The 13,073-nt window shown below is 56.5% G+C and carries 9 protein-coding genes; 5 read left to right on the forward strand and 4 right to left on the reverse strand.

Annotated elements, in window-relative coordinates; genetic code table 11:
* Positions 1–280: 280 nt before the first annotated feature.
* On the reverse strand, positions 281–2,281 hold the full coding sequence (uvrB, locus tag ACFO1S_RS07925; RefSeq protein WP_204602928.1) for an excinuclease ABC subunit UvrB: 2,001 nt from the start codon (positions 2,279–2,281) through the stop codon (positions 281–283).
* 303 nt (positions 2,282–2,584) lie between these two features.
* Between uvrB and ACFO1S_RS07930 the strand changes: the two genes are divergently transcribed.
* From ACFO1S_RS07930 to ACFO1S_RS07950, 5 genes are all read left to right on the forward strand, one after another.
* Complete coding sequence (locus tag ACFO1S_RS07930; protein WP_204602892.1) at positions 2,585–3,607, forward strand: SPFH domain-containing protein; 1,023 nt, start codon at positions 2,585–2,587, stop codon at positions 3,605–3,607.
* 12 nt (positions 3,608–3,619) lie between these two features.
* Complete coding sequence (locus tag ACFO1S_RS07935; protein ID WP_204602891.1) at positions 3,620–4,732, forward strand: TFIIB-type zinc ribbon-containing protein; 1,113 nt, start codon at positions 3,620–3,622, stop codon at positions 4,730–4,732.
* 825 nt (positions 4,733–5,557) lie between these two features.
* Positions 5,558–5,845 carry an autorepressor SdpR family transcription factor gene (locus tag ACFO1S_RS07940; RefSeq protein WP_204602890.1) on the forward strand — a complete coding sequence of 96 codons (288 nt, stop codon included), beginning with the start codon at positions 5,558–5,560 and terminating at the stop codon, positions 5,843–5,845.
* A complete protein-coding gene (locus ACFO1S_RS07945) occupies positions 5,829–6,509 on the forward strand; it encodes an SdpI family protein (protein WP_204602889.1) in 681 nt (226 codons plus the stop codon). Before ACFO1S_RS07940 ends, ACFO1S_RS07945 begins: the two co-directional genes overlap by 17 nt.
* A 37-nt stretch (positions 6,510–6,546) precedes the next feature.
* Positions 6,547–8,193 (forward strand): alpha/beta fold hydrolase, encoded by a 1,647-nt coding sequence (locus ACFO1S_RS07950; protein ID WP_204602888.1) that lies wholly within the window; start codon positions 6,547–6,549, stop codon positions 8,191–8,193.
* A gap of 177 nt (positions 8,194–8,370) precedes the next feature.
* On the opposite strand, the gene ACFO1S_RS07955 is transcribed toward ACFO1S_RS07950, so the two are convergent.
* The 3 genes from ACFO1S_RS07955 to ACFO1S_RS07965 form a co-directional block, all read right to left on the reverse strand.
* On the reverse strand, positions 8,371–9,801 hold the full coding sequence (locus ACFO1S_RS07955; protein WP_204602887.1) for a PDZ domain-containing protein: 1,431 nt from the start codon (positions 9,799–9,801) through the stop codon (positions 8,371–8,373).
* A 160-nt stretch (positions 9,802–9,961) separates the two neighbouring features.
* Positions 9,962–11,500 carry a S41 family peptidase gene (locus ACFO1S_RS07960; protein WP_378126564.1) on the reverse strand — a complete coding sequence of 513 codons (1,539 nt, stop codon included), beginning with the start codon at positions 11,498–11,500 and terminating at the stop codon, positions 9,962–9,964.
* 379 nt (positions 11,501–11,879) lie between these two features.
* Positions 11,880–13,049 carry a murein hydrolase activator EnvC family protein gene (locus ACFO1S_RS07965; protein ID WP_204602886.1) on the reverse strand — a complete coding sequence of 390 codons (1,170 nt, stop codon included), beginning with the start codon at positions 13,047–13,049 and terminating at the stop codon, positions 11,880–11,882.
* Positions 13,050–13,073: the final 24 nt, after the last annotated feature.

The raw sequence follows: 13,073 nt of genomic DNA on the forward strand, positions 1-13,073 counted from the left end.
GTTTTTCACATTGCATCGGCCTCGGCGGCTAATGCCGTCAGGTCTGCGAAACGACGCGCTTCCATATATTTTACCTTAACCTTACTAAGGGAAAAAGCTTAAATTTGTGGATATTATACAAAATAAAATATTGGCAGAGCGGCCGACTTCAGCGCGCAAACAAAGCTGCGTACAAGCCCGGAAAAATCCTCAGCGAGAAGGGCCGGATCGGAGCTCTTGCCTTGCGCTCTCCGATCCGGCCCAGTCCGCTGCTTCGCCTGTTTTCACCGGCAACGCCTCGTTACATGCCCGCCTTCAGCTCAAGCAGCGCATCCCGAAGCTCCGCCGCCCGTTCGAACTGAAGGCTCTTCGCCGCTTCCTTCATCTCGAATTCCAAGCGCTCGATGACGGAGGCGCGGTCCTTCTTAGATAGCTTGCTCAGATTCTCCGCTTCCGTCAAATAGCTGCTCTTCGTTTCCACCGCTTTGGTCGCTTCGATCAGATCCCGGACTTTCTTCACGATCGTCTGCGGCGTAATGCCGTGCTTCTCGTTGTACGCAAGCTGAATGCCGCGACGGCGTTCCGTCTCGCCAATCGCCCTTTCCATCGACTCGGTGATTTTGTCCCCGTACATAATTACGCGGCCCTCCGCGTTCCGCGCGGCTCTCCCGATCGTCTGAATCAAAGAGCGCTCGGACCGAAGGAAGCCTTCCTTGTCGGCATCCAGAATAGCGACCAGGCTGACCTCCGGCAAATCCAATCCTTCCCGCAGCAGGTTGATCCCGACGAGGACGTCGAACACGCCCAGCCGCAGATCGCGCAGGATCGCCATCCGCTCCAGCGTCTTGATGTCCGAATGCAGGTAGCGGACCTTAATGCCGACTTCCTTCATGTAGTCGGTGAGGTCCTCCGACATCTTCTTCGTAAGCGTCGTGACGAGCACCCGCTCATCCTTCGCGATCCGATCCCGAATCTCCCCGAGCAAATCGTCGATCTGCCCCTTGGTCGGGCGAACCTCGATGACGGGATCGACCAGCCCCGTCGGCCGGATGATCTGCTCCACGACCGTCGGACAATGCTCCAGCTCGTAAGGACCGGGGGTTGCGGATACGTAGACGAGTTGTTTGGCCTTCTCCTCGAATTCCTCAAACCTTAACGGACGGTTGTCCTTGGCGGAGGGCAAGCGAAAGCCGTGATCCACGAGCACTGTTTTGCGCGCTTGGTCCCCGTTGTACATCGCCCTGATCTGAGGAAGCGTCACGTGGGATTCGTCAATGACAACCAGATAATCGTCAGGAAAGAAGTCCATCAGCGTATATGGGGTCGCTCCGCGCTCCCTGAACGTCATCGGTCCCGAATAATTCTCGATGCCGGAGCAGAAGCCCATCTCCGCCATCATCTCCAGATCGTAACGAGTGCGTTGCTCCAGCCGCTGCGCTTCCAGCAGCTTGCCCGCTTCCCGCAGCTCTACCAGCCGTTCCTCCAGCTCGTTCTCGATGTTGACAAGCGCCCGCTTCATCTTCTCCTCGCCGGTGACGAAGTGAGAGCCCGGAAAGATGACGACATGCTCCCGCGAGCCGGTAATTTCCCCCGTCAGCACGTCGATCTCTGTAATCCGCTCGATCTCGTCCCCGAACATCTCGACGCGGATGGCAGAATCCGCTCGGGAAACGGGGAAAATCTCGATCACGTCTCCGCGAACGCGAAACGTCCCGCGCACGAAGTTAAGATCGTTGCGTTGGTATTGAATATCGATCAGCTTATGAAGAATGGCGTTGCGCGACTTCTCCATGCCCACCCGCAAGCTAAGGCGAAGATCCCGGTACTCCTCCGGGGACCCGAGGCCGTAGATGCAGGAGACGCTGGCCACGATAATGACGTCCCTCCGCTCGAACAATGATGCGGTCGAGGAGTGGCGCATCTTATCGATCTCGTCGTTGATGCTTGAATCCTTCTCGATATAGGTATCCGTGGAAGGAATATAGGCTTCGGGCTGATAGTAATCGTAGTAGCTGACGAAATACTCCACCGCGTTTTCCGGGAAAAACTCCTTGAACTCGCTGCATAGCTGCATCGCCAGCGTCTTGTTATGCGCGATGATCAGCGTCGGCTTGTTCACCTTAGCGATCGTCTGGGCAATCGTGAACGTCTTCCCCGTGCCCGTCGCGCCGAGCAGCGTCTGATGCCGCTTCCTTGCCTCGATTCCTTCCGCCAGCTGGCCGATCGCGCCCGGCTGGTCGCCGGAAGGCGTATATTCCGACACCAGCTTAAACGACTTGCTCTCTACTTCAGATGCCGCCAATTGCTTGTTAACCCCTTTCGCCTCCGCAGCCCTGTCCAGCCGTAGCTCTGCCCGGCTCTTCAAGCTTGTCGGACTTCATCTGTTCCTATCCGTCAGCAGAATGTGTGTTCCCATCCATTATATCGGTTTGCCGTGTTACCGTCAAAATCTCCAGAAGACGATCGACGCCTTTCCTGCAGCTCTCCGAATTCCGCGAAGGTCGCGCAAATTTCGTGTTTTCCCGTCAGTCGTTCGCCATTTTGTGATAGGATAAGGGAAAAAGGTCCGTCGCCTCGTGGGCTGCGGAGGACTGGAGAGTGGCGCATGGGTTTGTTTGATTTCATCAGGGGGCAGTTTATCGAGGTCATCGAGTGGCTGGACGATCGGGGCATCATGGTGCACCGCTTTCCCGCTTACGACAATGCGATCAAGATGGGAGCCAAGCTCATTGTGCGCGAATCCCAGACTGCGATCTTCGTTAACGAGGGGCAGATTGCCGATGTATTCGGTCCCGGCACCCATACGCTGAGCACGCAGAACCTCCCGGTGCTGACCGCGCTTAATTCCTGGAAGTACGGATTTAACTCTCCCTTTAAGTCCGATGTTTACTTTCTTAATATGACCAATTTCACCGATCAGAAATGGGGAACGACCAACCCCGTCATCCTTCGCGATCCGGAATTCGGTATCATCCGCATGCGCGGGTTCGGCAACTGTTCGTTCCGCATCAGCGATCCCGTCTTGTTCCTTAAGGATATCTTCGGCACGAAGCAGGAGCTGACTACGACCGGCATTACCGGCTTTCTGAAGGCTTCGGTCGTATCCGGCATCAGCGACATGATCGGCGAATCGAAAATTCCCGTCGCGGACCTGGCCAGCTCCTACGACGAGCTCGGCAGACTCGCCATCGACAAGCTGCAGCCGAATTTCTCCGCGATCGGCTTGACGCTGACGAATGTCACGATCGAAAACCTGTCGCTTCCCGAGGAAGTGGAGAAGATGATCGATCGCAAGTCGTCGATGAGCATCGCCGGCAACCTCGACGACTATATGAAATACCAGACGGCGGAAGCGATTCGCGAAGCGGCGAACAATCCCGACGGCGGCGCCGCCGGAACCGGAGCAGGCCTCGGGGCGGGAATGGCCATGGGGCAGATGATGGGGCAAATGTTCGGGCAGATGAACGGACGTCCCGCCGAGCCCTCCGCGGGCGGCGATCAGCGCTCTCCCCAGGCAGCCAATGCCGGCCAGCCTTCCGCTTCCGGCAGCAAGAAGTTCTGCTCCGAATGCGGCAGCCGGCTGAACGACAACGCGAAATTCTGCTCCGATTGCGGCAGCAAAGTCTAGACGGAGGCGCACATGAGCAACTCACCGGCCGTCATTCGTTTTCCATGCGCCAGCTGCGCGGGACCGATGGTCTTCGATGCGGAAAGCCAGAACTTGAAATGCCAATATTGCGGCTCGGAGCAGCAAATCGAGAACGCCATGAAGGCGCCTGTCGAGCATCCCTTCCACAACCTGTCCGAGCAGTTGGACGGCCTTCAGGATTGGGGGACGGAGCAGCAGGCCATTCATTGCGACGCCTGCGGAGGCGAAACGTTGATCCCCGCCGGACAGACGACCTCGACTTGCGTATTCTGCGGCTCTCCCAAGGTGCTCGGTCAGGCCAACGTCCGGAGCATCCGTCCGGAATCCGTCATTCCGTTTCAGCTGTCCCGCGACGAAGCGCTGACCTCGTTCGCCGCCTGGAAGAAGAAACGCTGGTTTCTTCCGAACGGCTTCAAGAGGGCGAACGTCAGCTCGCAGCTTCACGGAATCTATATCCCATACTGGACCTATGACACCGAGACGTATTCAATCTACTCGGCAGAGGTCGGCATCTATCATTATCGCACGGTAACCCGCACGAGAGTCGTCAACGGAAAGACCGAGACGTATACCGACACCGAACGCTATACGGTCTGGCATTCCACGCGAGGGGATTACGACAGAAGCTTCGACGATATTCTGATTCCCGCCTCCGGGCATTACGATGGGACGCTGCTGGAGAAGCTGGGAGATTTCAAGCTCGGCGAGCTGATCGGCTACAAACCGGAGTATCTCAGCGGCTATATCTCCGAGCGTTATTCGATATCGCGGGACGAAGGCTGGGAAAGGGCTCAAGCGGCCGCGGACAGCACCCTCGATTCGGAAATTCGCAGAAAGATCGGAGGCGACGAGATTCGCAACCTGAGAATCCGCACGACCTTCGATCAGGTCACCTTCAAGCATCTGTTGCTTCCCGTCTGGAACGCGAACTATAGCTATAAATCCAAAACCTACTATTACATGGTCAACGGACAGACCGGTACGGTATCCGGCCGGGTTCCGCGCAGTGCGGCCAAAATCGCGCTGTTCACTTTGTTCTGTCTCGGAATAGCGGGGACGATCGCCTGGTTTTTCTTAAGCAACCCCGAGTATTTCTCCTCCTGATCGGCGGAGCCGATCTCATTCAAGATAACGTCTTCTCCTAAGAGGACGTTTTTTTTGTTTGGCCTCGCCCTCTTTAGGCCTCTATTCGCCTGTCAAACCGTCTGTGAAAATGTCACCTTAACTCGTCCGAGAAAATGTCATGTTCAAGTGGTGCCGAGGCGATTCACCAGAGCGCATCGACATAGCGATTATGTTGAGAATACAGGACGCCATGGGAATTGCCCTTGCTTGTGGTATGCTGGATACCTGCTCCGTGCTGGCCGTTAGTTTCACTTTGCAGCACTATTCTGCTCCTCACCTGCTCCGTGCTGGTCGTTAGTTCGATTTTGCAGCACTACTCTTCTCATCACCTGCTCCGTGCTGGCTGTTAGTTCGACTTTGCAGCACTATTCTGCTCAGCACCTACTCCGTGCTGGTCGTTAGTTCGACTTTGCAGCACTACTCTTCTCATCCCCTGCTTCGTGCTGGTCGTTAGTTCGACTTTGTAGCACTATTCCTCTTCTCACCTGCTCCGTGCAAACTCTGACTCTGAGGAATTAATGTTTTCCAAACACATACTCGCTCGGGCCAAGTGCTGCCGCTCCTTCCGCATTCGTCATATGTCCATTAATAATTTTCTCCACCACGATAACTTTCTTCATCTCTGCTCAGTGTCATTGTCTCCTGTCTCAGGGTGACATTATCACAGACGAACAACATTAGGCCTCTATTCGCCTTGACATATTTTAATATTTAGCTTATTGTCTAAATACAAGTTTAGATATTTGTCTAAATGTCTAATTCACTTAAAGATTACCCCCTTCCTGAAAGGAGGGAACGCAAGTCATGAACGACGCATTCAAAGCGCTGTCCGACCCTACCCGGCGCAAAATTCTTCAACTGCTGAAAGAGAGCGATCTATCGGCCGGCGACATCGCAGAGCATTTCAACATTTCGAAGCCAAGCATCTCTCATCATCTAAACATTCTCAAGCAGGCCCACCTGGTTCAAGACGAGAGACGCGGGCAAAGCATTATATACTCCCTCAATCTAACCGTTATGCAGGAAGCCATGAGCTGGCTGCTCGGCATGATCGGTACAAAAGGAGCCCACCCGGATGACGAACCCAAATGAAACCTTCAAGGCTAGCTGGTCGCGCAACGATTGGTTTCTGCTCGGCACGAACGTAATCCTGTTTGCCGTCCTGTTCTTCCTCTTCGACAAGCGGCTTCCCGAGCATGTCGCCTCGCACTTCAACCTGCAGGGCGAACAGGATCGGTCCATGGCTAAAGGCGGCTTCTGGCTCATGTATGCCGGACTCGGCATCGCCCTGCCTGCCTTTCTGTCGTTCGCTCGATATCTGGACCCTCGCAAAGCCAATTACGCCCGGTTCGAACGCTTCTATACGCTGACGCGCTGGGCAATCAGCCTGTTCCTGCACGGAATCATGCTCTGCATGATCTTGGTCAGTCTCGATTACCGCATTTCCATTCCGAATGTCGTCATCGGAGGTCTGGGGTTGCTGTGGATGGTGATCGGCAATGGAATGAGTCAGGTTCGCAGCAATTTTTTCATCGGCATTCGTACGCCCTGGGCGCTCATGGACGAGCGTAACTGGCAGCTCACTCATCGCTTCGGCGCACGAATGTGGTTCCTTGCGGGAGCCGTGATGTTCATCTCTGCCTGGTTTGTTTCTCCGGTTGGGGGCTTTATCGTCGTGATAACCGGTGCGCTGGTCAGCTCACTCGTTCCGCTCGTTTACTCCTTTATCCTGTTCAAACGGAATTCCCGGGCTTGATAAGCCGCAAGCTTCTAAATCTCTGGAGGTGCTTTATATGAAAAAAATATCGCTCGTTGTCCTCTCCCTCATCCTGCTGCTCACCTCGCTTCCGGTCACGGCTTCGGCATCCTCGCTCAAGCTGAGCGTCGACAACCGTGAGGTTCGCTTCTCCGACGCGCTGCCCTATCGAAACGGAAGCACGATCATGATTCCGCTCCGGCAAACGCTCGCGGCCCTTGGCTTGAAAATCGGCTTTGCGCAATCCAGAGCAGAGATTAGCATTACCGCATCGGGAGCTGCGCTTTACCATAAAGCGGGCAGCGATCAAATCCGCTTCTCCGACGGCCGCACCCTTACCCTCGGAGCCAAATCCGCCGTAAAGCATAATCGGATTTACGTACCGCTTTCCTTCTTCGAGCAAGCGCTTGGATTTGCCGTCTCGTTCCATGAAGACACGGGAGAAGCCGTCATCATCGCCTCCCGCGGCAACGAAGAGGTCGTCAAAAGCGTTGTCCAGCATCTCGCTTCAGGCAAATATGCCGAGTTGTTCGACGATTATCTGGAAGGCGAGATTAAACAGGTTGTTTCAGCAGAAGCGCTTAAAGCCGGATGGGAGCAATTGATTGCTGCCATCGGCTCCTACTCGGGCATCGAACGGATTGAGCCTGACTCGGACACAATTCGGGCTCTGCTCGCATTCTCCAAAGGGAAAGCCGTGTTGACCTTGCAATTGAACGCGGATAACCGCGTGACCGGCCTCTCCCTCAAGCCGATCGCGCCGCAAGCCGACCTCCCCAACGGCCTGACCGAGGAAGAGGTCGTCTTCCAAGCGGATGCGAGCTATCCGTTAACCGGCACGCTGACGCTGCCGAAGGGGGCTAGCGGCCCCTTGCCCGCCGTCGTGCTCGTGCACGGGTCCGGTCCAAGCGATCGCGACGAAACCGTAGGCACTCTGAAGCCGTTTCGCGATATCGCTTGGGGACTTGCCCAGAAGGGCATTGCCGTACTTCGCTATGAGAAGAGAACCTATGCCTACGGGCAAAGCTTCACTCCCGATATGCTGTCCCGTTTCACGGTTAAGGAGGAGACGGTCGACGATGCGATCGCAGCCGCCAAGCTGTTGAAGGACGACAAGCGCATCGACGCTTCCCAAGTGTACGTTGCCGGCCACAGCCTGGGCGGCATGCTTGCTCCAAGAATCGACGCGGATGGCGGGAACTTCGCCGGACTGATTATTCTGGCCGGATCGACCCGAACCCTGTGGGAAATTATCGCCGACCAGAATGCGGACTATATCGCGACGCTGGGAGATCAAGACCCGCAGAAGAAAGCCAATGAAGCGTGGCTTGCAGCCGAGCTTGAGAGAGCCCGCAGCCTTGGCAAGCTGTCGGATGCGGAAGCGATGGCCCAAACCTTATTCGGCATTCCGGCTTTTTACTTCAAGGAAATGGACAGCAGAAGCGCCGCAGAGCTGGCTCCCAAGCTGACCAAACCGATTTTCGTGCTGCAAGGGGAGGACGACGTCCAAGTATACGCAGACAAGGATTATCCGCTATGGCAGAAGGCGCTTCATCATAACGTTAAGGCAAGCTACAAGCTCTATCCGGGCCTGAATCACTTTTTTGCCGACAGCAAGGGCTCCGTAAGCACCAACGCTCAAGTGATCCAAGATATGGCCGAATGGATTAAGAAACCTAAATAACCGCCGTCAAAGCTGACTGCGAATCAAAGACAAGCAGAAGGAAACTTCTCTTGTCTTTTTTTGCGCAACAATAAAGCCCGATAGCATCGTTGAGCAGCCGCCGCGCCTGTCGGGCAGCCAGCCGTCATCGATACTCCCGGGCAATTATCCTTCCGTACCGTACACCCTGCCGGGTTGTCAAGATTTCTTCTGGGCGCCCGCAGAGCGCGGAGGAAGTCCTTCCATCGCCTCGAGCTTCGCCTGCTCGGCGGCCAGCGCTTCCGCTTGTCTGGCGGCCGCTTGCTCCGCCGCAGCCTGCTCCGCCTCCCTGAGCGCCCTCAGCTTCATCGTGGGCGAATTGCGCAGCCGTCTTGCGCCGGATGCTCGCAAGATTTGCCACAGCGAAGCGGAGCGCGGAGCCGCCACAAACTCCGCGTCCTCGTCAGGCGCCAGAATAATGCCGAGCTGATGATGCTCGCCTTCATATCGCGCTCGTTGAACAAACTTCACATGGCCCTCGCGATTAACCACTTCCAGCTTGCAGAAGGCCGACTGAAGCTGCATCGCCGCATGCAGCTGCTCCTTGTTGCGGACAACCGCTCCATTCACCTTCTGAATTCGCTCCCCGGCCAGCAGGCCCATCTCGGCGGCCGGAGTCCCCGGCAGCACCGCCAATACCTTGACGTCGTTGCCCTCCTGGGCAAACCGGGGCTCCTTGCCCGCTTCCCCCATCCGGCTGGTCCAGAGCAAGCCTTCATGCAGCGCGAAGGCCGCAATCGCAGCTATGACGCTTGCCGGAGGCCAGTATACGGCCGCGATGGCCATTGCTCCGATAATTGCCCCGTACAGCATTAACCGGTTGCCCGATGATTTCGCCTTGTCCTCCGGCCATTGCGTCGTCGTGCGGTCGCTAAAGCCGATCAATACCGGGAATGCCAGCAGACTCCACAGGCCGACCCCGTCTCCGAAGAGCGGCTGCCAAGGCAGCGCAAAGCCTCCGTCGCCAGACGGCACAAGCCACAGCAACGGGATCGGCCAGACGCCCGACAGCGCGTAACCGCCCAGGGGCTTGCCTCTCTTTCCTTGCAGGAACAGAGGCACCGCCAGCTTTCTGCGCTGTAGCCTTACCAGCAGGCCTTCGGCAATATGCAGAAGGCCTGCCGCGAGAATCAAGCCGGGGACGTCCAGCGCCGCTACGACCCGAATCGCTTCGGCTGCCGGCTCGTAGGCTTGCGCCGCCTCCGAGGCTTTCAGTCCCGTCCAATCCGCGATCCCCTGCAGCAGACCGAGCGCCCCCGCCGCATAAGCTAGACAAACATATCTGAGCCGGAACAGCGCCAGAACGGCCATGGCGATCCATAAGGCGGCCAGCGTTTCTCCGTTAAACCTCGCTCCGATTCCCAAGCTAGCCAGCGAAAGCACGAGTCCGACGGCAAGTCCCGCTCCAACCCTCGTCAGAGTGAGCGTCAGCATGCTGTATAGCCGAACGTGGTATAGCCTGCGTTGAAGCGTAACCGTATGCCGGGCATGCCAGACAACCAGCGCGATCGCCATATAGAAATACGGATAAGTGAACAAGCCGATAGCGGCTCGCCCCGATTCCCGTACAATATCCAGAAGAGAATCCACTCGCCTCTCCCCTTTCGTCCAAGTCGCTCCCGCCTGCCGACCCGTCAAGCCGACAAACGAAAAAAGGAGGTTGACCGCATAAGGTCAACCTCCTACGTATTCGACGGCGGGCCTTAAATTCCTGCTCCCGGGCCCTCCTCCGGGCTCTGCCGTTTTATGGTCACGGGGCGGACGCCCGCAATTCCCGGGCCTTGTTCATCGCCGCTTGCCACTGCGCATCGTTCTCCCGCTTCTGAATGCCCGCATACAGCCTCTCTTCCAGCCTTTGCGCCGTTTTGGCGTCCACCTCTCCTGTAACGGGCAACGATTCGCTCGTCTGAAACCGTTCAACGGCCCTTTTCGTCTCCTCGCTGAAATAGCCGTCCTTGCGGTCCGCCGGATAGCCGACGCCGGCAAGAATGCTCTGGAGGTTGCTGACCGATTCGCCCGTTGTGTCATACTTCAACTCGATGTCGCGAGGAAGACGCCAAGCCTGGAAGTAGTCCGGCTGGGCGACGGGGATGTCGGGCTTGATGCCCTCGCCGTTAATCCACGTGCCGTCCGGCAGAAGCCATTTGTACACGGTGAGCTTAATCAGGCTGCGATCGCCGAGCTCGCCGTTAAAGGGAACCTGCACCGTGCCCTTGCCGTACGTCGTCTCCCCGATGAGCACCGCTCCGCCGGACTGCTTCAGAGCTCCCGCCAGTATTTCCGCCGCGCTGGCGCTTCCCTTGTTCATAAGAACGACCAGCGGATACCGTCGGTCATTCTTCGCGCCGTTCTGGGCGACATCCGTCTTCCGCTCGCCATCGCGGTATTCCGATTGCACAATCGGCTGCCCTTGCTCCAGCAGCTGATCCGCCACCTCGACGACCGATTGCAAATATCCTCCCGGATTGTCTCTCACATCGAGCAAGAGCACCTTTAGGCCCCTCGCCTCCAACGCTTTCAGCTCCTGAGCCACCTGAGCGGAAGTATCTTCCGTAAACTGATTGATCGTCAGATACCCGATGCCGTCCTCGCTCATCTCGGAATGGACCGTCTCCAGATCGATGCGGTCGCGGACAAGCTCAAGGTCGAGCGGCTCGGCCAGGCCGCTGCGCTGCACCTTAAGCTTAGCTTTCGTCCCCTTGGGCCCTCTGATCTTCGTGACCGCCTCGCTTAAAGTCAGTCCTTGCAAGCTCTCGCCGTTAATGGACAACAACACGTCAAGCGGCTGAAGGCCCGCTCTCTCCGCTGGCGAGCCGCGAATCGGAGATTCGACGATAACCGCCCCGTTCTCCACCCTCAGCTCCGCGCCGATCCCCGTAAAAGCGCCTTGAAGCGCATCATTGAATTTCTCCGCTTCCTCCTCCGGCTTATAGACGGAATACGGATCGCTCAGGGATTCAACCATGCCGTTCACGGCGCCGTCGAGCAGTCTGTTGCGATCCGTGGGCAGCAGGAAGCGTCGTTCGATAAGCGAAACCGCTTTATTCAGCTTGTTCACTTCCTCTTCCCGCAGTGCCGCCTGACCGGCTTCTTTGCCGCTTACCCCGGAAGAGCCCAGCTTCCAGTCCGGGAGCTCCAGCAAGGCGTAAGTCGCCGAGCAGGCAACGACTGTCGTCAGCACCAGCAGCGCCGCGACAGTGCGACCTCGAAACCACACGAACCTCACTCCCCCGAATACCCGATAGTAGTAGATTATGTCAAGCTTATTCCAATTATCTGCTTTGTACAAGCAAAAACACCTCCGGTGTCTTCAGACAGCAGGAGAAGCTTTGCGGAGACGATACAGATAAGGATAAGCGTGAAACTTATAAAGTCTGTATCGTCAAGTAAAAACGGCTTCGCCATTCTTGGACGGCGGCAGACGTTTTGTATCGAGCTATCAGATGAGTATAAAGGAGGTCAGCATCTTATACTTTCTGATAGTACAAGTAAAAACGGCTTCGCCGTCCTTGGACGGCGGCAGACGTTTTGTATCGAGCTATCAGTTGGGATAAGCGGTCTAAATTTTATACTTTCTGATATGGCAACAAAATCCGGTTAAAGTCGCCCGAATATAAAACAGCCGACATCCGACAGCAATTGTCGGAGGATCGGCTGCTCCTCGATTCCTACTTCAAGTAAGGCGCGGGATCGACCGGCTCGGCATTCTTACGTACCTCGAAATGCAGATGGTTGCCCGTCGATTGTCCGGTCGAACCGACAAGCCCGATCTTGTCTCCTCGCTTGACCGTCTCGCCTTTCTCGACCAGAATCTCGCTCATATGCCCGTACAGCGTCCACAAGCCCCCGCCGTGATCGATAATGACGCAATTGCCATAGCCGCTCCACGATTGGGCGATCGTTACGACGCCCGTCTCGGCCGCATAGATCGGCGTCCCCTTGGGCGCAGCCATATCCATGCCCGCATGCAGCTTCTTCTTCCCCGTAATCGGGTGATTCCGATAACCGAAGGCCGAGGACATCCGATAGTCCGATTTCAGCGGCATGCCCAGCTTCCCGCCTGTGTAATAGGTCTTAATCCGATTCTTCTTCGCTTCCAGAGCCGAAGCTTCCTTGGCAAGCTCTGTCAACTGGCGTTCGGATTCCTCGCTGATTTCCTCCATATCCTCGATTTCCTTGGCCAGCTTGGAGATCAGCACTTCCTTGTCCTTCTCTTCCTGCTCAAGCGAGCTCTTATGGCTCTCGACTTCCTCGTACAGCTTCTTGATTTCCACAAGCTCCTGCTCGCTTTGCTTCTTCAGATCGGCGACCTCGATCGCATATTTCTTCTTCTCGTCCAGAATGCTGCGATCTTGGGAGGCGATCGATTCGACGGCATCGAACCGATCCAGGAAATCGGAGAAGCTGGCCGCGCTCAGCAGCACATCCAGGAAGGATACCGGACCTGCCGTATAAGCCATTCTGACCCGGTTAGCCATCAGCTCGTCGCGGTTGTCGCGCTGCTTGATCGCATCCTCCAACTCCTGCCCGGTCTGCAGCAGCTTTTCCTCGGCCGCGGCGATTTTATTCTGCGTGTTCTCCAGCCTCTTCTGAACCGTCTCGATTCGGCTGAGCAGTTGCTCGATATCCTCTTTGGTCGCCTGTTGCTTGCCGGTCAGCTCCAGGACCGACTTTTCCGCGTATCTCTGGTTGTGGGCCGCACGCTCCATATCTTGCTTGACCTTCTTCAGGTTCTGCTCGATTTTCTCAAGCTCCGACTGGGCCTGTCCTTCGTAAGGGTTGACGAGCATTCCCGTAACCAGCAGCATGGCGATCAACAGCAGCATTTTGCTTTTCACAATAGTCCTCCTTCAGATGATGGC

The sequence above is a fragment of the Cohnella boryungensis genome (genome assembly GCF_042651945.1).
In the GTDB taxonomy this organism is placed as follows: Bacteria; Bacillota; Bacilli; order Paenibacillales; family Paenibacillaceae; genus Cohnella; species Cohnella boryungensis.